Genomic DNA, 20,838 nt, shown 5'->3' on the forward strand with positions numbered 1-20,838 from the left:
TTCCTAATACTCAATTCTCGGATCAAAAATTGCGTAAAGAATATCCGCAATTAAGTTTCCGATGACTACAAATACAGCAGAGATAACAGTTAAAGCCATAATGACAGGATAATCACGCTGGAAAGCTGAATCAATAAATAATAGACCAATGCCAGGCCATGAGAAGATTTTCTCAACGACTACGGCTCCGCCGATGAAAGAAGGGATCATTAATCCAAAAATCGTGATAATCGGAATTAACCCGTTGCGGACACCATGCTTGATGATGACCTTTGATTCTCTGAAGCCCTTTGCACGTGCGGTTCTCATGTAATCCTGCTTAAGGACATCAAACATACTTGACCTTGAATACCTGGTTAGTCCAGCCATATCGGCGGAGGCTAATACAAATGCAGGCAGCATGAGATGGTGGATTCTGTCCCACACGCTGAATTCGGCATTCAAGGTGGAGGTCCCTCCTGTCGGGAACCAATTAAGCTGAACGGAAAATACCATAATCAAGATTAAACCGAGCCAGAAATTCGGTGTGGCAAGTCCCAAAAAGGAAGTGACAGAAACAGTATAATCAACTTTTGTGTATGGTCTTGCTGCTGAAATGATTCCAAACGGGATGGCAATCACTAATGCCAGTACTGTAGATACAACCATTAACAGCAAAGTGTTTGGCAAACGGTTCATAATCATTTCACTTACAGGTACACCTTTACGGATCAATGATGTGCCAAAATCTCCTTGCACCATGCTTCCAAGCCATTTTAAATATTGGATGTGCACAGGATCATTTAATCCGTATTTCTCCATAAATTTTGCTTTATCGGCAGGACTTATTGATGGATCCATTAATAAGGTTGTAGGATCTCCTGGAGCTAGTCGTATGATCGCAAAAGAGATAATGGTGATGCCTAATAATAAGGGAATAGCCATTAATGTACGGCGGATGATATAAGTAAGCACAGCTAGTTCTCCCCTTTCCTTCTCATTTTTCTATAAATAAAAACAATGTCCAAAATACTCAGCAGACCCGTTCAATTTTCAAATTCATAAAAAACGAGGGAAGGGAGTATTCCCTTCCCTCTGCAAGTTTCCCCGAAGTGCTGCAGCAATCAATGAATGATTACTGTTTTAACCACCATTTGTGGATGTTGTAGTATTCGCTCTTAGCGTTGAACTCATAGCCTTGTAAGTTTTCAGGCATTACGCGGTGAACGTTAGGATAGTACAAGAATGTGTATGGCTGATCTTCTGTGATTAATTTGTAGATGTCAGCATGTTTTGCAGCATACTCATCTTGGTCAAGAATTTGTTTCGCTTCTTCCATTAACTTATCTGCTTCTTCGTTTTTGTAATCAATCATGTTTAAGCCTTCAGCAATTTGGCTTGAGTGGAAAATGTCATATTGATCAGGGAATGTTGACAAGCTCCATCCTAAGATCATTGCATCAAAATCCCAGTTTGGTGCAGAAACTTGCTCGATGAAAGCAGAGAATTCAATGATCTCAGGCTTTACTTCAATGCCGATTTCTTTTAATTGCTGCTGAACAACTACAGCGATGTCTTCACGGATTTTGTTGCCTTGGTTCGTTTTTAAAGAGAATGAGAATTTTTTGCCGTCTTTGTCTAAGATTTTGTCGCCGTCAGTATCTTCCCAGCCAGCTTCTTTTAATAATGATTTAGCTTTCTCCTGGTCAAAAGAGAATTTTGCTACATCGTCGCTGTAAGCAAAAGAAAGCGGGCTTTCAGGAACGTGTGCAACTTCTCCGTCACCGTTCATAACAGAAGCAACCATTGATTCTCTGTCAAGTGCCATTGTTAAAGCTTGACGCACTTTCACGTCTTTGAAGAGGTCGTTCTTTTGGTTCCAGCCGATATAAGTGTAAGAAAGACCAAGGCCAGACTCAACTTTCACGCCGCTGAACGTGCTTTTAACTGTTTCAATATCAGTGCCTGGAACTTCAGTGAAATCCACATCGCCAGCTTGAAGCTGTGCTAATAATGCATCCTGGTCAGGAACAATTTTGTATGTGATTGAATCTAAGTATGGCTCGCCCAAGAAATACTCAGGGTTTTTCTCCACTTTTACATATTCTCCGTCTTTCCACTCAACGAATTTGAATGGTCCAGTACCGATTGGAGATTTTGTGTTGAATTCGTTTTCACCAAGCTCACCAACCGGAACTTTTCCAAGGATGTGCTCAGGAAGGATTCCGTAGCTAAGTGCTACAGGATAGAAAGAAGCATCTTTCTTAGAAAGCTTAAACTCAACTTCATAGTCGCCTTTTTTCGTTACAGACTCTAAAGATTCAAAAGAAGAACCGCGCTCACCAACATAGTCAGGGCTCTTAGGGATGCCGTATGTAAATACTACGTCATCAGCAGTAAGCTGTTCGCCGTCATGGAATTTAACATCTTCTCTGATTTTTACAGTGTATGTTAATCCATCTTCAGACGTATCAATTTTTTCAGCCAAGTGCAAAGTCGGGTTAAACTCAGTGTCTGAGCTTACAAGACCGTCAAAAATGAAGCCTTCGATATCAGAGCTTGAAGCATCTGTAGAATACATAGGGTTGAACAATGTTGGTCCTCCAATTGAACCAACGACTAAATCTCCGCCCATTTGCGGTTCGCCTGCATCTTCAGCCGGTTTATCTTCTTTTCCGCCTGATCCTGAAGCAGGTGTTTTTTCGCCTGCGCCACTATTACAAGCAGCTAAGAACAAAGAGAAAACTAACAATAAGCTGAGTAATGTTAATAAACTTTTACGTTGTTTCACTTCGTATTTCCCCCTCGAAAATTTGAATTTTTAGTTTTCTTAACATGCATATTATTGTTGGTCCATCTCCTCCCTTCAAGAAGGTGATTATATGCTGATCCTGCCATCAGTATAGGTGGCAGGCAACAAAATGATTTTTCTTTACTTCTTTAAATTGAGGTACCGCTTCGCGGCATGCGCTTGTAGCAGCAGGACATCTTGTATGGAAAACACAGCCTTGCGGCGGATTGGCCGGGCTTGGAAGCTCTCCTTTTAAAACGATGCGCTCACGTCTGGCCTGACCTGCTTTTCTCGGAACTGGCACAGCGGACAAAAGGGCTTGAGTATAAGGATGGAGAGGCTCTGAATAGAGACTGTGCTTGTCTGCAAGCTCCATCATTTTACCAAGGTACATAACGCCCACACGGTCACTGATATGGCGGACTACACTTAAATCATGCGAGATGAACATATATGTTAAGTTAAACTCATCCTGAAGATCTTCTAGCAGGTTAATAATTTGAGCCTGAATGGAAACATCAAGCGCTGAAACTGCTTCATCAGCAATAACCATTTGCGGATTCAGGGCGATGGCTCTTGCAATGCCAATTCTCTGCCTCTGTCCCCCGGAAAATTCATGCGGATAGCGGTTAATGAAAGAGGCGTTTAAACCTACTTTTTCAAGCAGCTCTTCCACTCTCTCTAATCGCTCTCTTCCTTTATATAAACCATGTGTATCCATTGGTTCTTTAATGATGGAACCGAGTGTTTTTCTTGGATTCAAAGAAGCGAATGGATCCTGAAACACCATTTGAATATTTTTGCGGACGGTTTTGCGGAGTTCACTTTCGGGTAAATGTGAAATATCCTGGCCGTCAAAAATAATTTTGCCGCCTGTCGGTTCATACAGGCGGATAATGGTGCGTCCTGCTGTAGACTTTCCGCAGCCTGATTCTCCTACAATTCCAATTGTTTCACCTTTTTTTACTGTTAAATTAATGCCGTCAACAGCTTTTACATGTCCTGCTGTCCTCTGGAGAATCCCTGCTTTGATCGGAAAGTGCTTTTGAACATCTATCAGCTGAAGGATGGTTTCATCCGGTTTCAGAAGCGGTATTTTTTTTTCTGCGTCTACTACTTTCATTGAACAGCGGCCTCCTCATCATCGTATAAAAAGCAGCGGACAGAGCGATGAGCTGATTTTTCCGTTAACGCGGGAAGTGCACTGAAGCATTTGTCAAATGCTTTCGGGCATCTTGGAGCAAATCTGCAGCCCGCTGGCAGATTATCGGGAGTCGGAACGTTTCCCGGAATCGAATTAAGCTTTTCTATATCTCCATCGATGGAAGGAATGGACTCCATTAATCCTTGTGTATACGGATGGAGAGGCTCATTGAACAAGTCATCCACAGAAGCTTCTTCTACCACCTGACCGCAATACATAACAACTACCCGCTCTGCAATTTCAGATACAACCCCCAGGTCATGAGTGATTAATAGAATACTAGTATCAAATTTTTGACTGACGTCCTTCATCAAATCAAGAATTTGCGCCTGAATGGTTACATCCAGTGCTGTTGTTGGCTCGTCTGCTATAAGCAGCTTCGGATTGCAGCTCATGGCAATGGCGATCATGACACGCTGGCGCATACCGCCTGATAATCTGTGGGGATAATCATTGATGATTTCATCCGCACGAGAGAAACCTACTAATCTAAGTAACTCAATTGCTTTTTTAACAGCTTGATTTTTTGGAAGTTTTTGATGATACATAAGCACTTCTGTAATCTGATCTCCGATTGTAAGCACCGGATTCAAAGAGGTCATCGGCTCCTGAAAGATCATCGATATATCATTTCCGCGGACTTTACACAAATCTTTTTCAGGTAACTTCACCAAGTCTTTGCCATTTAATAAGATCTCTCCATCAACAATTTTGCCGCCAGGGCTTGGAACAAGTCCCATAATCGATAAAGAAGTGATGCTTTTACCTGAACCAGATTCTCCTACTAGTGCAACCGTCTCGCCTTTATGTATCTTTAAGTCAACACCGTCCACAGCCGGGACTGCTTGTTTCTTTTTGTAGAAATAGGTTTTTAGATTTTTAACTTCCAACAGTACTGACAATACCCTTCACCGCCCTATGATGTAAAAGATAAATCGCTCGAAAAACTTAATTTTACAAATCATCATAACCTTTTGTATTAATAGAATAGTCAGAAAAATATATATTTGTATAGTATTACAAAAGTTTTACAAAATCAAGCTAATATTTAAAAAAATGTAATTTTATATTAATAATTCCATCATTACTAGGAAAAAATGCCAATAAAAAAACCCTTAATTGGGTTTAATCAATGACTTTTTCACTATTTCCTCTGAAGAAATGGCGAATAAATCTTTAATATTCGTTTTTGTCATCTCCATGTAACATTTGACGATATGATAACCTGCTGCATACCCAAGCATTTTTGGATAAAAGCCAGTTCCAAACATCAATTGAGAGAACTTGCGCGAGTCTCTTTTTAAATCCTGATTAGGTTCAATGATTGTTTGATAGAATTGAGAAACTTGCTCTTTTGAATAACGTTTTGTCCATGAACCGGTAAACTCTTCCCCCATTCTCTCCCGAACAGCATTCTCAGCAAGACCTTCAAGAATGACAGCATCAATCAGCGTATAGTCCTTTTCTTTTTTAGGGTCCTTTGCAAGTCTGCATACATGATGGTACTCATGCGTGAGGATGCTCTGGATCTCTTTTTTGCTGTTATCGGATAAAAATAAAAAAAGCTTATCATGAAAAGCCAGGCCTGATTTCCCTCCATATTCATTTCTCATCTTCCGGTTTCCTGCATCTGCCGGCAAAATAAAAATCGGCACATCTGGGCCGCCCCACTCTTTTTTCAAAGCAGATTCATCTGATTTTACAAACTCCCAAACTTTGTTCTTTTTTAAATCTGAATACAAGCTTTGACCAGTCTGCTCTTCTCTGAACATTCCAAATGCATGAAGATATTTGCTGATGTCCTCAGGATTATTTTTATGAAAGTACGGTTTCAGCCTCTCGCAAATTATCATATGATCTGCAGATTGTTCCAGCCATTCGTTTGTTTTGACGACCGTCACGGAACCCCACTCCCTCCTGCCGTATCTTATGAAGGTGTGTTTGAGGAAGTGAATGGATGAGCATCCCCTGCGATCTATCATTCCGTCAAAACAAAAAAAGCCAGCTAAGCTGACTTTTCCGTTTTACTGCTCGTATTTTTTGAAAATAATCGTTGCGTTATGTCCGCCAAATCCAAGTGAATTGCTGAGAGCCACATTCACTTCTGCTTTTCTCGCTTCATTCGGCACATAATCCAGGTCGCACTCAGGATCTTTTTCGCTGTAATTTATAGTAGGAGGGATGATGCCTTCTTTGATTGCAAGAATAGAAAGAATCGCTTCAACTCCGCCTGCTGCTCCAAGCAAGTGGCCTGTCATTGATTTAGTTGATGAAACAGCAAGCTTATAAGCATGCTCTCCAAAAACCTCTTTAATGGCAAGCGTCTCAAACTTGTCATTGTAGGATGTGCTTGTTCCATGAGCATTCACATAATCAACGTCTTCAGGTGAAAGTCCGCCGTTTTCTATGGCCATTCTCATTGCACGGACGCCGCCTTCCCCGCCCGGAGCAGGAGCTGTAATGTGGTGGGCATCTCCTGTTGCGCCATAGCCGACGATTTCTGCATAAATTTCTGCTCCGCGGGCAAGGGCGTGTTCAAGTTCTTCCAGGACTAAAATCCCTGCTCCTTCACCCATGACAAATCCATCGCGATTTGCATCGAATGGTCTGCTTGCTGTTGCAGGATCCGGATTTGTTGAAAGAGCTTTGCTTGCACAGAAACCTGCAAATGCCATTCTGGTAATTGGCGCCTCTGTTCCTCCGGAAATCATGACATCAGCATCTCCCCGTTCAATAACTTTAAAAGCATCGCCAATGGAATTTGTGCCAGTAGCACATGCTGTCACTGTACAGGAATTAAAGCCTTTTGCACCTAAAGCAATTGAAACCTGTCCTGCTGCCATATCCGGAATCATCATTGGAACGAAAAATGGACTAACGCGTCTAGCGCCTTTAGTAAGAAGAGTTTCAAACTGATTTTCAAAGGTTTCCATACCGCCGATTCCAGAACCGATCCAAACGCCAACGCGCGGAGCGATTTCTTCTGTAATTTCAAGATTGGCATCACGTACGGCCATGAAAGATGCTGCGACCGCATACTGAGTGAAGCGGTCCATTTTTCTGGCTTCCTTCTTATCGATAAATTTCTCAACATCAAAATCTTTTATTTCCGCAGCTACTTTAGCCGGATAGTCATTTGAATCAATGCGGGTAAGCGGACCGACGCCTGACTTTCCATTTACCGCGCTTTCCCATGTTGATGCAACATCATTTCCAATCGGAGTAATTGCTCCCATACCCGTAATGACAACTCGCCTCTTACTCATATAAAAACACCATACCTTTCTTAGCTGTAATATTTATTATTTGCCCCATCTCATGGCAATGGCTCCCCATGTTAAACCTCCGCCAAAACCAACCATAACAAGGACGTCTCCGTCTTTTATCGTTCCTGCTTCCAATTCTTCAACAAGAGAAATCGGAATAGATGCTGCAGAAGTATTCCCATACTTGTGAACCGTTTTTGACATTTTTTCCACAGGCAGTTCTAAACGTTCTCTGGCAGCTTCCATAATTCGGATGTTTGCCTGATGCGGAATCAAGTAATCGACATCTTCCTTTTTAAGGCCTGCCTTTTCAATAACATTTACGCTGGATTCACCCATTTGTCTGACCGCAAATTTAAACACCTCGCGTCCATTCATAATAAGCTTTTCATCCTGATAGAGATGCTTTCCGCCAGAACCGTCTGATCCAAGCTCAAATGCAAGGAAACCTTTGCCCGGTGTAACGTTACTGACGACTGCCGCTCCGGCGCCATCTCCAAAAAGAACAGCTGTATTCCGGTCATTCCAGTCTGTGATTTTTGAAAGTTTTTCTACTCCTACTACAAGTACATTTTGATAAGCACCTGTTTCAATAAATTGCTGGGCCGTAATTAATCCGTACATAAAGCCCGCGCATGCTGCGCTCAAATCCATCGCAGCCACTTTTTTTGCTCCCAATTTTTCCTGAAGCATACATGCTACAGATGGGAAGGGCTGATCAGGTGTGACAGTAGCCACCAAAATCATATCTATATCTTCAGCTGTTATTCCCGCATTCTCAATTGCTTTTTTTGCGGCATAATAGGCCATATCAGAAGTATCTGTTTCATCATTTGCAAGTCTTCGCTCTTCAATACCAGTCCGTGTGCGTATCCATTCATCTGACGTATCCATTATTTTCTCCAAATCTGCATTTGTTACAACGCGTTCTGGATTATACCGTCCGATTCCAATTATCCCTGCACTCATTTACGCAGCTCCTTTTATCTTGTATTTAGAATCAATTATTATTACCTGGTACTAATTTTATCCTATCTTTTTTAAAATTTCAATCAAAAATCTGCGCACCTGCCCCGTACAAGTTATTAAACAAAACATACAGTATTAATAAGCAAGAATAAGCGAGGTGTTTATGTTGAGCGAAAAAAGACGATCTGAAGAGTCCGGAGATTTCTTCTCATCCTTTATGTTTGGAGAAAAAAGAGAGCGGAGCATAAAACAGGAGGAAGCTGAAGAAAGCCCCGCTCTAGATGAGCAGGAACCTCAGTCAGGGACTGATTATTTTCAGCTTTTTATGCAAATTGATGATATTATGGACTCTTTAAAAGAATTAAAGCCAGTGATGAAGGAATTTTCCCCCATTTTGGATTATTTCAAACAAAAATTAAAATAAACGTTTACAAATCCAAATTATTTTCATATTATGGAATTATTAACCAAGAGAGAGCGAGGGATGTTTTATGAAAAAGTCAATTGCACGGATGCCGTTAATTTCATATACACAGCCCGTTGTTCATCTTCCGGAATGACGATCATTTTCACCTGAATTGATTGATCAAGGAACCATGGGCTGTGTCTGCTCATGGTTTTTTTGCATACTCAGGAAACAGTTCAGGAGGACCAAAATGAATGTATTCAATAGAAAAAAGCATTTAGGCTGGAACGATTATTTAGAGGAAGTAAGTGTTTCTTATCTGCCGCTTATATTCGGGCGGATCTCATTAGAGCATAAACACTTATATCGAGTAATGACTGCTCATGGTGAGGTTTTAGCGTCTTTATCCGGTAAGTTCAGGTTTGAAGCTTATTCGGAGGAGGATTATCCGGCAGTCGGGGATTGGGTTGCCCTCACAATGAGAGAAGAAATGAAGGCTACGATACATCACGTGCTGCCCAGATTCAGCAAGCTATCGAGAAAAGCTGCAGGAACAAGCGGGACGGAGCAATTAATAGCCGCTAATATAAATAATCTCTTCATTGTTATGGCTTTAAATCATGATTTTAACCTAAGAAGACTTGAGCGTTACCTTGTCATGGCGTGGGAAAGCGGGGCAAACCCTGTTATCTTATTAACTAAATCAGATCTTTGCAGCGAATTGGACGAATTTGTAAGTTCCGCGGAAAGCATAGCGTTCGGAGTCCCTGTACATCCTGTAAGCGCGCTTGAAAAGAGCGGTATTGAACAGCTTTCAACTTATTTTACTGAAGGTACTACCTCTGCTTTTGTTGGTTCCTCAGGTGCAGGTAAATCAACATTGATAAACGCCTTAATAGGAACAGAAAGGCAGACGACCGGCGAAGTGCGGGCAGACGATAGCCGCGGCCGGCATACAACAACGTATCGCGAATTAATAGCCGTTCCGCAAAAAGGACTTCTGATTGACACACCTGGTATGAGAGAATTGCAGCTTTGGGATTCAGAATCACTTCAACATAGCTTTGAAGACATTGAGTCACTTGCACCAGCCTGTTTTTTCAGAGACTGCGGCCATCAGAACGAACCTAAATGCGCCATTAACCAGGCAATAGAAGAAGGGCGTTTAACTGCCTCCCGACTTCAAAGCTATCGCAAGCTGCAAAGAGAACTAGCCTATATAGAGAAAAAAGAGCGAAAAAAAGCAAATAGGAAATAATCCATGAAACCGGATATCATATCCGGTTTTTTTACATAATAAAACCGCAGCATGTTCTGCTGCGGTTCTATCATTATTTGCCTGCTTCATTTTTCCCTAATTCGTAAGCATCATTCATCACTTTTGTGAGCAGTTCCATCATCGGCTGAAGATGGTCAGCAGTAATTTCTATGCCTGCTTCATCAAGCTTTGCTTTGGCTTCAGGAAGATATTTCATGGCGATTTGCATAAATTCTAATGTTTTAGGTTCGTTGTTCATATGGATTCTCCTTTTCAAAATTGATTAGGCAGCTTATCTGTCTGCCTGTATATTTCAATATGCTCTTGGATTTTATTTTGAAAGGCCTTGTCCACATTTGGACTGTACTTGCCGAGTTCAATGACATCATCCTGAAAATCAAAATACAAATTTCCGCTTTCAAGCTCACCATTCAAATATTTTTCAGCAACAAGCTCATATAAACGGTCTACATGCTGGATCGTGCTTGTAAGGACAGTTGCTTCTCCAAGATCTGACTGGTCGGAAACAAAACCAATTGCATACAAACCTTTCTCTTTAATCCGCTCAATGACAGGTACATTATACCCATCGCCTGCAGGATATACAACATCTATGCCTTCTGAAAGCATTTCATCTGTATGATTAAGGGCGCTTTTTACATCATCCCAGCTTTGCACATACTGGATTTCAACCTGAACATCAGGATTCTGATAGTTCGCACCCTCATAAAAACCATCAATTTCAGGCTGCCATTCATAAGCTGCCAGTATACCGACTTTATTTGTCTTTGTCATTTCACCGGCAATCATCCCCCCGAAAAAGCCCATAGCATTTGAGTCAAAATTAAGGCTTGTCATATTATCTCCCTTTGCCTCTCCATTGAAAAAGACAAAATGAATATCATCAAATTCTTCATTCAATTCTGCAAAAAAAGTTTCATATTCACTGCCATGACCGAAAATGAGATTGACGCCTTTTCCCGAAAACTCTTTTACCGCTTCTCTAACTACTTCTTGGTTATTCATCCCTTCTTTATAAAAAACTTCGATACCGTAACTTGATTGTATTTTTAATAATCCTTTGTATCCCTTCGTGCCCCATACTTGATCGCTGATTGTATCCGGGACAAGCAAGCCTACTTTTTCAAGTTCATTCTGCCTTGGTTGTCCGCATCCTGTCAGAAAAAAAAAGCATATGGCGAAAAGAATACTTTTCTTCAGCATTACAAGCAACTCCTTTTGGCTTGTGCAAGTCATGATTACACCTATATTTTAGACTGTAAACAATTCATCGCACAAGGATATATTTCCCAATAACGATTAAAACTTGAATTTTATCTAAAATTATTGGTAAATATACAGGTTTTGCTTGACCCATTCTGCTTGTATCTGTATCCCTCTTTCTAATGAAACACTATTATTAACTGGGTGGATGATATCCTTAGATAACTTATAAGAAGGGTTTCTATCGGCCTTTTCAGAAAATAATTCAACTATTTCACTCCACTGGCCCTCTTTCATGGATGAGAGATGAACAACAGGTTCCTTAAAAGGATATGCGATTGCAATATCCAATAGAGTGCTGACAGCATCATCGATATAAAGAATATCTCTTTTTTCTTCGTTTACAGCAGCTGCAGATTTTGTTCCAGTTAACTTTGAAATGATGCACTGGTGAATAAAGCTTGATTGCGGCTGCCATGGTCCATAAATTCCTGGAAACCTGACAATCTTAAATAGCTCAGATTCTCCAAAGAGCGACCTGATTTCTGACTCCTGCTTCAGATGAGCCTTGCCATTTTCGGTTGAAGGAACGGGAACTGTGTCCTTTTCAATCTCCTTTTGCATCTCGCCGAATACTTCAGCAGATGAAATGAGAATAAATGGGATTTTTTGTTTAATTGAAAGATCAGCACAAGCCTTTAATAAATTCGAATCGTGTCTATTCTCCTGATCTGTTGGATCCTGAATGCAATAAAATATCACATCATTTTCTTTCGCTTCTGTGATTGAGGATATATTTTCAAACAACGCGTTTCTGCCAATCAGCATCATTTTTTCTTCAGCTATTTTTTGTTCTTGATCATCTTGATACTTATTCATATACCCATCAACCCCGATGCCCTCTTCGAGCAGACGGCTGCATAGAGCAAAACCTACAAATTGCCCGAATCCTGCAATTAATGCTTTTCTCATAATCCCTTTCCTCCTTTTAGGAAGCGTTATAGTATCGTATGCAAAATTTCAGCACAAAAGAATCGTCCCCAGTATCATCAGGAACGATCTGTTTATAAATTTTTTTCATTTTCTTTAAAAAATTTCACTACGGAATGATTTAGCCTGTATTGATTATCAGCCAGATGAAAGGTCAGGTCGATCGGGGAGCCCTGCTTGCTTCTGAAGTCTTCATAAATTTTGCTGTGATCATGGTAAGGGTATGTGATGCTATTCATTCTCTGCCATATATGAACGGGGAGGTTTGTGCTGTCAAAGCTTGATTCAAAACTGAAGTCTTTAATCTTTTTTGAGTCTATTTCATATGCATTCGCTATTTCTTTCGTCAGTCTCTTATAAAAAAACATGTTTTCTCTTTCTTTTTCAAGGTGGGCCTGCAGATTTAAACATGGATTAAACATTGCGACAGAACGAATTTTTTCGTTAGAAATCTTCATAAATTCTTTCGCTATCAGAGCTCCCATTCCTTCACAAAGAATATGAACCCGCTCATTTAAAATTTCTTTTTTCATGATTATATGATAAATCTTCATTGTAAGATTCAGCGCTTTTGGACTGCCCCAATTCGCACCGTAAAGATTAGATGTGAAAACTGTGTAGCCTGCGTCAAGCAAGATTGAAAGGAGCTGATTTCTGCCGTAATGCTGCAGCCAAAAGCTCGTATCACCATCCACGAAATGCGTTTTGTCGCCTATGATAAAGACAGCGAATCCATTTGGTTTATAAGGGTAATGGATGACGTTCCATTCTGATTCCAGCTGAAAAAACCGCTTTGTAATTCCCATCGTTTGCCCACCACCTTTCTTTCGTACTTTTAGCACTTTATATAAGATATGTTCGGTCATGTGAAAGCGAATGGATATATACCTAATCATTCAGCAATGAACGTTCAAGAAATAGTCAACTTTAAGGGTAAATAAAGCTTTTATTCCACAATCTATGTATGATAATATGGACATAGAATTGTTTGAAGAATGAGGTGAACAGATTGCGCTATTTTTGGACATTTTTTTGGACGTTTTTATTAATGCAAATGATGGCTTACGTCGTTTCTTCAATGACAGGTGTTGCATATAACTTTGTTACTGCTTCTATTCTTGCTGTTGTTGCAACCGTTCTCATCCTGATCCTCGGGGAAGTTGTGCCGGACCGATCTGCAGATGGACATCATTAATACCTAATTTTCGACTCTGCACACAAAAAACCCTACTATAGATAGTAGGGTTTTTTTTCGGGTTTCACTATTATGGTTTTCTTTGATACGTCCAGTGACGGTCATCATTTGACGTTTCAGGGAAACGATCTCCTGCCTGAAGCTTAATTTTTTGCGGATTTTTGACCATTGAGCCTGTTTCTCCAACTTCTACGTAGATGCCGTTATTAGGTGCTTTTTGACCTGATCTAAAGCGATGCTGCTGCCCCAAAATAAGATCCCTCCTTAAGGTTCCTTCTTTAACTAGTATGGCAATTCATTTATGATTCATGTAATGTGAAATAGAAATTTACCTGCAAGGCTGCTTGTACTGTTTTCGCATGAAAAAACGGATGGATCAGACCGCTGATCCATCCGCTTTTTATTATCTGGCTGCTATTTCAAGGAGTATCTATAACGGATCAATGACAGCTTAGAAGTAACTACCCGTTCAGCAGCGCTTTCAGCAACGCTTTTTGAACATGCAGACGGTTTTCGGCCTGCTGAAAGACGGCAGATTGGTTTCCGTCAATAATTTCCGCTGTTACCTCTTCACCTCGATGAGCCGGCAGGCAGTGAAGAAAATGACTGTCTTTTTTGGCGAAGCTCATTAGCTCTTCGTTAATTTGATAGGCGTTAAAAGCCGAGAGGCGGATTTCATTTTCTTTTTCCTGCCCCATACTCGTCCATACATCTGAATACACGATATCTGCTTGGTGAACAGCCTCTTTGGGATTCGTTACGGCTGTGATCACAGCACCTGTCTGTTTGCAGATCTCAGCTATTTTCTCCATCACATGCGGATTTGGCCCATAACCCTCTGGATGAGCGATGACTGCATCCATTCCAACCTTCGCACATGCAATTAATAAGGAGTGCGCCACATTATTTCCATCACCTACGTAAGCTACCTTTGTTCCTTTAAACGATTTTTTCAGCTGCAGAATCGTCATTAAATCTGCAAGGGCCTGACATGGATGGAAAGTATCTGTCAGTCCATTAATCACGGGAATCGAAGCATGCAGGGCAAGCTCCTCTACTTTTTCATGCTCAAACGTGCGGATCATAATGGCATCTACATAACCTGAAAGGACTTTTGCTGTATCAGCTATGCTTTCTCCCCGGCCCAATTGAAGATCCTGACTGCTTAAAAAGAGCGCGCTGCCTCCTAGCTGCTGCATTCCAGCTTCAAACGAAACCCGTGTCCGAGTTGACGATTTTTCAAAAATCATGGCCAATATTTTTCCGGACAGAACCGATTGAATGGGAAATTTCTTCATTTGTATGCCTTCTTCAACCAGATGCAGGATTTCCTCAGTCGTATAATCAAGCAGGGTCAAACAATCTTTTCCCAATAGTGCAGATGATTTCGTTTGTGCCAATTTTATAGAACTCATTTCATGTTCACTCCCGTTCTTGTTAATTCTCTGATTGAATAAACCTCATAGTCAGGTGCCGCTTTCAAGTAAGCCATAAAGGATGAAGCATCTGAAAACACCTTTATTCCTTTTTCAGCTGCAAGCAGGCGTTTTTCTCTGGATTCTTCATTTTTCAGACTGACAAACACGCCGTTTTCAGCAGTGTCAGCCCATTTTTCAAAGGATTCAGTTTCTGTTTTCAATCCAGCGGCTTCTGCTTTTTGAAGCAGGGTATAATCGATTTCATCCATAAAAATACTGATGCCGCTCTTATCACGATCTTCATCAAACACTTTTCCGAGCGCTTCCTTCAATGTAGGTGCAAGGCACAAGCCTTCTCCCGTTGATCTCATTTCAGGACTTAGCTTAAGATCTACATTTTGCAGGGCGTGACTGGAAAAAACAGGATATTTAACAGCCGTATAAGGTCTTTCTTCTTCTATATAAACATGTGTCAGCTTTTCGCCATTCAGCATCCCTGCTGCAAGTTCAATCATAGGGACATCCATCACCTTGCTGACAATCGGTGCTGTCCGGCTTGCTCTTGGATTGACTTCCAGGACATACAGCTTTTCGTTTTGAATCAGGAACTGGATATTCATGATTCCTTTAAAGCCAAGCTGCTTCACAATTTTCTTAGCTGATAGATGCATGTCTTGCTTCAGCTTATCACTTATATTCTTGGAAGGGATAATCGCCATACTGTCTCCTGAATGCACACCAGCTGGTTCAATATGCTCCATAACTGCTGGAATAAGGATGCTTTCCCCGTCTGCAACGAGATCAATTTCTGCTTCCTGGCCTATGACATAGCGGTCAATTAAGATGGGAAAAGATTGATTGCCGGCTTTTTCAACCTGCTTCTTAAGCAGCTCTTTATTCTCAAGCACAATCATGCCTTTCCCCCCGATGACGTAAGAAGGTCTGATTAACACAGGATAGCCGATTATTTCTGCTTCCATGATGGCTTCTTCTGCGTTATGGGCAGTTGTCCCTGGCAGATGAGCAATCTCTAATTCATCTAATAGGTGATAAAATTTCTCCCGTTCTTCAAGAATATCAAGTGTTTCTGAATCTGTTCCGAGAAGGACTGCGCCGCTTTCCTCAAGTCCAGCTGCAAGATTGATGGCGGTTTGTCCTCCAAATTGCACGATCGTTGCGTCTATCTGTTCAGCTTCAATCACATTCAGTACGTGTTCGACTGTCAGCGGCTCAAAGTACAGACGGTCTCCAGTTTCAAAATCTGTGCTGACTGTTTCAGGATTATTGTTGATCATAATCGCTTCATAACCAAGCTTCTGCAAGGCTTGGATTCCTTGCACAGCGCTGTAATCGAACTCAACTCCCTGTCCGATGCGGATAGGACCTGATCCAAGGACCAGTACTTTTTTTCTTGGGTTTGCCGTTTTTTCAAGCTCGCATTCTCCGAAATATGTTGAATAATAATAATTAGTTCTTGCTTCAAATTCCGCTGCACATGTATCAACCAGCTTAAATTTAGCTGTGATGCCTTGTGATTTTCTCAGAGTTCTTACAGCAGATTCATCTTCATTTAAACAATGTGCGAGGTACTCATCTGAACAGCCTTTTTCCTTTGCATATGAAAGGAGGTCTTTTGTTAACTGATGCAATGTTTCTGATTTAAGCTGTTTTTCCAATGTGACAAGTGAGAGAAAGCTGTTTAGAAAATAATAATCAATTCCTGTTTCCTTATGAATGACGTTTAAGCTTTCACCTCTTCTTAACAGCTCTATAATGGCAAAGAAACGCTGATCTGTTGCCTTTTTAATGATGTTTAGAAGATGAAGATCCGACAGCAGTGATATCTCTTCAAAGTATATTCCGATATTTCCGAGTTCAAGTGATGATACTGCTTTTTGAATAGCCGCTTCGAGATTTCTCTCAATCGCCATCACTTCACCGGTTGCTTTCATCTTTGTACCAAGAGTGCGGTCGGCGTCTTTAAATTTATCAAAAGGCCATCTTGGGAATTTCACGACCACATAATCAAGAGCAGGCTCAAAGCTTGCAAATGTAGACTGTGTCAATGGATTTTTAAGCTCGCTTAATGTATAGCCAACAGCAAGTTTTGCCGCAAGTTTTGCGATCGGATAGCCAGTCGCTTTTGAGGCAAGAGCTGATGAACGGCTGACACGCGGATTTACCTCTATGACGTAATATTGCTTGCTTACCGGATCAAGGGCAAATTGTATGTTGCAGCCCCCAACTACATTCAAAGCTGAAATGATGGTTAACGAAGCACTCCGGAGCATTTGATATTCATGATCAGTCAAAGTTTGTGAAGGAGCGACTACAATTGAATCCCCTGTGTGAATCCCGACAGGATCGATATTTTCCATATTGCATACAGTTATACACGTATTGGCTGCATCCCTCATGACTTCATATTCAATCTCTTTAAATCCTGCGATGCTTTTTTCAACTAGACATTGATGAATCGGACTTGCACTTAACCCGCTTTTCATCAATTCAATCAATTCCTGCTCGTTATCCGCAATTCCGCCTCCCTTACCACCAAGTGTGTATGCCGGGCGGACGATAATCGGGTAGCCAATTTCCTTTGCAAAGGCCAATGCTTCTTCTGCACCAGTTACAATTTCGCTCGCAGGTACAGGCTGTTTCAGATCATACATCAGTTTTCTGAATTTTTCTCTGTCTTCTCCCATTTGGATCGACTGGACGGATGTACCCAGAACTTGCACGTTATGTTTTTGCAGGACACGGGCTTCATGGAGCTTTACAGCCAAATTGAGTCCCGTTTGACCTCCAAGAGTTGCAAGCAGGCCATCCGGTTTTTCTTTTTCAATAATTTTCGTGAGACTCTTTACCGTTAATGGTTCAAAGTAGACCTCATCCGCGTATTGATGATCCGTCATAATTGTTGCCGGATTGTTGTTCACAAGAATGACCTTGTAGCCTTCTTCTTTCAAGGCAATGCAGCCCTGGGTCCCGGAATAATCAAACTCTGCAGCCTGGCCAATGATAATTGGGCCAGAGCCGATTACTAAGATGCTATTTATATCATGACGTTTAGGCATATACCATTTCTCTCCTTGTGTTTAGAACCATTTCCAGAAATTCATCAAAGATATATTCACTTTCGGCAGGTCCGGGATGTGCTTCTGGATGAAATTGAACAGATAGAATCGGAAGTGTCTGATGAAACATGCCCTCAACCGACTGATCATTCACATTCACAAACCTGACTCCGAACTCTTTATGATGATTCGACGTTACCACATAGCTGTGATTTTGAGATGTCATAAAGACTTTTCCTTTTTTCCGGTCCATGACAGGGTGATTTGCTCCTCTATGCCCAAACGGCAGCTTCATCGTGTCTCCTCCATAAGCTAGAGCAATGAGCTGATGCCCAAGACAAATGCCGAGTGTTGGATAGCTGCCGGCAATCTTATTAATTGCAGGCAAATAGGCTTCAAGTTCTTTCGGATCTCCAGGCCCATTTGAAAGAACAACTGCATCAGGCTGAATATGTTCCAGTTCCTTCAGCTCTGTATAAGGAATAATCGTTACTTTGCAGTTTCTCTTCAGAAAAGATTGCAGAATTGATTTTTTGAATCCGAAATCAAGTAATGCAACGTGGATGGATCCTTCTCCAAGAGTAGTGATTCCCTGTTCGATTTCAGGCAATTTCTTTGGTAACGGCTGACTCTGTATTATTTTTGAACAATCTGCCGAGAGCTGTGCTTTCATCGTCCCGTTTTTGCGGATCTGTTTGACGATGGATCTAGTATCAACATGACTGATATATGGAACCTTCCATTTGCTTAAGTATTCTTTGACACTATAAGCGGCCTCATAATGAGAGAAATGTTCACAGCATTCGTAAAAAACGGCACCTTTTACTTGCGGTCTCTCACTTTCAAAGTCAACTGCATTTATGCCGTAATTGCCGATCAAAGGATAAGTAAATACGATGATTTGATTTTGATAGGAGGGGTCTGTCAGCACCTCTTGATAGCCTGTCATGCCTGTGTAAAATACGATCTCGCCCTCACTGTCGCCACCGTTCAGATTTCCTTTGTAGCTTGTGCCATCCTCTAGAAGCAGGTAACCGCTCATTTTCATTCACCTCGTAATGAATTTTTATTTATATACAAGCATAATTATGCAATTCGTTGTAAAAAAATTTATGTTATTGGTTTACTGTCAGTGCTGTGTGTTTGATCGTTTTTCCGATGATATCAATCGCTTCATCTATCTCATCAGCTGTTACAGTAAGCGGAGGAAGGAGACGGATTACATCTGGACCTGCCGGGAGTGCTAATAAACCATTGCTTCGCAATTCAGAAATAATAGGAGCCGATTCCTGATTTAATTGAATACCAATCATTAGGCCTTTTCCTCTAATCTCAGTTACAGAAGGAGTATGAAGCAATGCATCTTTAAGCAAACCTGACATTTTCTCCGATTTTTTCACGACTTCATCCAAGAATGGGGGCTGAAAAATTTTTGTGAGCGTTGCTTTAGCTGCAGCCATAGCCAGTGGATTTCCCCCAAACGTCGTCCCATGTGAGCCAGGCTGAAAGGATGCAATCAGTTCTTTTTTCCCGATCATGGCTCCAACAGGAAATCCGCTGCCAAGTCCTTTGGCTGCTGTAATAATATCAGGTTCTGCCTGATAATGCTGATAAGCAAACGGCAGACCTGTCCGTCCAATACCTGTCTGCACTTCGTCAATAATCAGCAGGGCGGAAAGACGTTCGCATGTATGCTTTACTTCTTCTATAAAAGAAGCTTCTGCCGGTACGACTCCGCCCTCTCCCTGAATAACTTCAAGCATAATAGCAGCATAGCCATCTCCATCTAATTGCTGAAGAGATTCTGTATCATTAAAAGGCAGGTATTCAAATTCCGGCAATAATGGTCCATAGCCATCATGAATTTTGGCCTGTCCTGTTGCAGACATTGTTGCAAATGTTCTTCCATGAAACGATTGTTTAAAGGTAACAATTTTTGATTTGCCTGTGTGCTTTCTGGCAAGCTTTATTGCAGCTTCATTCGCTTCAGCCCCGCTGTTGCAAAAAAATACGGCATCTCCGCAGCTGTTCGCTGTAAGGATTTCCGCAACTTCCTCTTGCAATGAATGCTGAAAAAGGTTCGAAACGTGCCAGACTTTATCAAGCTGATCTTGAACAGCCTGCTTCACGTCTTTGTCTCCATGGCCTAAATTACAAACACCAATTCCAGAGATAAAATCAAGATAGGTTTTGCCATTTTGATCGGTGGCGACTGAGCCGTTCGCTTCCTTTATTTCCAAATCCCAGCGCGCATATGTCGGAAATACAAAACTCATTTTAATGCAGCCTCCTTTTTTAAGGTAATTTTTGTTCCCAAGATGGATTGTTCTGCAACAAACATTGATTGACCGCTGACAATCATCACTTCTTTTAAAGAATGAGATAATGACTTCATCGCAGCCTGAACTTTAGGAATCATCCCGCCGTTAATAATGCCAGCACCTATCATTTCTTCGATTTCATCTGGAGTTGTATGGTTAATTACTTGTTTTTCCTTCAAAATACCTGGCACATCTGTAACAAACAGCAGTTTTTTGGCACCAAGTGCACTTGCTATAGCTGCAGCTGCTGTATCAGCGTTGACATTAAGAGTTTGATGATTTTTTGTTCTTGCAATCGGGGCGATGACAGGTACATAGTCGCCTTCAATCAGCGTTTTGATCAGATGAGTTTGGACGTTTGAAATTTTCCCGACGTACCCAAGCTCTGTTTCATTCAAAAACTCTGCTGTCAGCATTCCGCCATCAGACCCTGCAATTCCTGCTGACATAAGATTATTTTGTTCCAAAGCTCTCACAATCTGCTTATTGATTTGGCCTGCAAGCACCATTTCCGCGATATCAAGAACCTGCTTTGTTGTTTTTCTCTGCCCGTTAATGAATTGAGTCTTAACGTTCATGCTTTTTAGAACGCTGTTGATTGCAGGTCCGCCGCCGTGGACAATGACTACTTTATAGCCTTGTTTTTTCAGCTCGTGCAGGCTTCCAAAAAATGCCTCTGACAGTTCATCAACAATACTTCCTCCACACTTCAACACGACAACTTTGCTCATGATTCTCTC

At 41.3% G+C, this 20,838-nt stretch carries 20 protein-coding genes; 3 read left to right on the forward strand and 17 right to left on the reverse strand.

Features of this window, described 5'->3' with window-relative positions; genetic code table 11:
- Window positions 1–3: 3 nt before the first annotated feature.
- The 7 genes from QFZ72_RS23365 to QFZ72_RS23395 form a co-directional block, all read right to left on the reverse strand.
- Window positions 4–954 carry an ABC transporter permease gene (locus tag QFZ72_RS23365; RefSeq protein ID WP_307438251.1) on the reverse strand — a complete coding sequence of 317 codons (951 nt, stop codon included), beginning with the start codon at window positions 952–954 and terminating at the stop codon, window positions 4–6.
- Window positions 955–1,114: 160 nt separating this feature from the next.
- Window positions 1,115–2,770 (reverse strand): peptide-binding protein, encoded by a 1,656-nt coding sequence (locus tag QFZ72_RS23370; RefSeq protein ID WP_307438253.1) that lies wholly within the window; start codon window positions 2,768–2,770, stop codon window positions 1,115–1,117.
- A 106-nt stretch (window positions 2,771–2,876) separates the two neighbouring features.
- The gene (locus QFZ72_RS23375) at window positions 2,877–3,893 is read right to left on the reverse strand and encodes an ABC transporter ATP-binding protein (protein WP_307438255.1); all 1,017 of its coding nucleotides are present in this window, start codon (window positions 3,891–3,893) and stop codon (window positions 2,877–2,879) included.
- Window positions 3,890–4,876 (reverse strand): ABC transporter ATP-binding protein, encoded by a 987-nt coding sequence (locus QFZ72_RS23380; RefSeq protein ID WP_307438257.1) that lies wholly within the window; start codon window positions 4,874–4,876, stop codon window positions 3,890–3,892. Before QFZ72_RS23380 ends, QFZ72_RS23375 begins: the two co-directional genes overlap by 4 nt.
- A gap of 213 nt (window positions 4,877–5,089) precedes the next feature.
- Window positions 5,090–5,875 carry a DUF2268 domain-containing putative Zn-dependent protease gene (locus tag QFZ72_RS23385; protein WP_307438259.1) on the reverse strand — a complete coding sequence of 262 codons (786 nt, stop codon included), beginning with the start codon at window positions 5,873–5,875 and terminating at the stop codon, window positions 5,090–5,092.
- 123 nt (window positions 5,876–5,998) lie between these two features.
- Window positions 5,999–7,240: a beta-ketoacyl-ACP synthase II gene (fabF, locus tag QFZ72_RS23390; RefSeq protein ID WP_307438261.1), complete on the reverse strand. Its 1,242-nt coding sequence runs from the start codon at window positions 7,238–7,240 to the stop codon at window positions 5,999–6,001.
- Window positions 7,241–7,276: 36 nt separating this feature from the next.
- Window positions 7,277–8,209: a beta-ketoacyl-ACP synthase III gene (locus QFZ72_RS23395; RefSeq protein WP_307438263.1), complete on the reverse strand. Its 933-nt coding sequence runs from the start codon at window positions 8,207–8,209 to the stop codon at window positions 7,277–7,279.
- Between the two features lie 166 nt (window positions 8,210–8,375).
- Between QFZ72_RS23395 and QFZ72_RS23400 the strand changes: the two genes are divergently transcribed.
- Both QFZ72_RS23400 and rsgA read left to right on the forward strand, forming a co-directional pair.
- Complete coding sequence (locus QFZ72_RS23400; RefSeq protein WP_307438265.1) at window positions 8,376–8,633, forward strand: hypothetical protein; 258 nt, start codon at window positions 8,376–8,378, stop codon at window positions 8,631–8,633.
- Between the two features lie 232 nt (window positions 8,634–8,865).
- Window positions 8,866–9,873: a ribosome small subunit-dependent GTPase A gene (gene rsgA, locus QFZ72_RS23405; protein ID WP_307438267.1), complete on the forward strand. Its 1,008-nt coding sequence runs from the start codon at window positions 8,866–8,868 to the stop codon at window positions 9,871–9,873.
- Between the two features lie 73 nt (window positions 9,874–9,946).
- On the opposite strand, the gene QFZ72_RS23410 is transcribed toward rsgA, so the two are convergent.
- From QFZ72_RS23410 to QFZ72_RS23425, 4 genes are all read right to left on the reverse strand, one after another.
- Complete coding sequence (locus QFZ72_RS23410; RefSeq protein WP_223440367.1) at window positions 9,947–10,132, reverse strand: ComZ family protein; 186 nt, start codon at window positions 10,130–10,132, stop codon at window positions 9,947–9,949.
- A 14-nt stretch (window positions 10,133–10,146) separates the two neighbouring features.
- Window positions 10,147–11,097, reverse strand: a complete 951-nt coding sequence (locus QFZ72_RS23415; protein ID WP_307438270.1) for a BMP family ABC transporter substrate-binding protein — start codon at window positions 11,095–11,097, stop codon at window positions 10,147–10,149.
- 120 nt (window positions 11,098–11,217) lie between these two features.
- Window positions 11,218–12,069 carry an NAD-dependent epimerase/dehydratase family protein gene (locus tag QFZ72_RS23420; RefSeq protein ID WP_307438272.1) on the reverse strand — a complete coding sequence of 284 codons (852 nt, stop codon included), beginning with the start codon at window positions 12,067–12,069 and terminating at the stop codon, window positions 11,218–11,220.
- 92 nt (window positions 12,070–12,161) lie between these two features.
- A complete protein-coding gene (locus QFZ72_RS23425; protein WP_307438274.1) occupies window positions 12,162–12,893 on the reverse strand; it encodes a hypothetical protein in 732 nt (243 codons plus the stop codon).
- 203 nt (window positions 12,894–13,096) lie between these two features.
- Here QFZ72_RS23425 and QFZ72_RS23430 point away from each other — a divergent pair, with 203 nt between their 5' ends.
- The gene (locus QFZ72_RS23430; protein ID WP_307438276.1) at window positions 13,097–13,282 is read left to right on the forward strand and encodes a YjzD family protein; all 186 of its coding nucleotides are present in this window, start codon (window positions 13,097–13,099) and stop codon (window positions 13,280–13,282) included.
- 70 nt (window positions 13,283–13,352) lie between these two features.
- Here the strand turns inward: QFZ72_RS23430 and QFZ72_RS23435 are convergent, their stop codons facing one another.
- From QFZ72_RS23435 to argB, 6 genes are all read right to left on the reverse strand, one after another.
- Window positions 13,353–13,532: a YjzC family protein gene (locus tag QFZ72_RS23435; protein WP_223440358.1), complete on the reverse strand. Its 180-nt coding sequence runs from the start codon at window positions 13,530–13,532 to the stop codon at window positions 13,353–13,355.
- Between the two features lie 211 nt (window positions 13,533–13,743).
- Window positions 13,744–14,697, reverse strand: a complete 954-nt coding sequence (argF, locus tag QFZ72_RS23440; protein WP_307438279.1) for an ornithine carbamoyltransferase — start codon at window positions 14,695–14,697, stop codon at window positions 13,744–13,746.
- The gene (locus QFZ72_RS23445) at window positions 14,694–17,777 is read right to left on the reverse strand and encodes a carbamoyl-phosphate synthase (glutamine-hydrolyzing) large subunit (protein ID WP_307438281.1); all 3,084 of its coding nucleotides are present in this window, start codon (window positions 17,775–17,777) and stop codon (window positions 14,694–14,696) included. Before QFZ72_RS23445 ends, argF begins: the two co-directional genes overlap by 4 nt.
- Window positions 17,770–18,819, reverse strand: coding sequence for a carbamoyl phosphate synthase small subunit (locus tag QFZ72_RS23450; protein ID WP_307438283.1), 1,050 nt, complete (start codon window positions 18,817–18,819; stop codon window positions 17,770–17,772). Before QFZ72_RS23450 ends, QFZ72_RS23445 begins: the two co-directional genes overlap by 8 nt.
- A gap of 73 nt (window positions 18,820–18,892) precedes the next feature.
- A complete protein-coding gene (locus QFZ72_RS23455) occupies window positions 18,893–20,053 on the reverse strand; it encodes an acetylornithine transaminase (RefSeq protein ID WP_307438284.1) in 1,161 nt (386 codons plus the stop codon).
- Entirely contained in the window at window positions 20,050–20,829 is a 780-nt protein-coding gene (argB, locus tag QFZ72_RS23460) for an acetylglutamate kinase (protein WP_307438286.1), read from the reverse strand. Before argB ends, QFZ72_RS23455 begins: the two co-directional genes overlap by 4 nt.
- Window positions 20,830–20,838 lie beyond the last annotated feature (9 nt).

The sequence above is a fragment of the Bacillus sp. V2I10 genome (genome assembly GCF_030817055.1).
In the GTDB taxonomy this organism is placed as follows: domain Bacteria; phylum Bacillota; class Bacilli; order Bacillales; family Bacillaceae; genus Bacillus_P.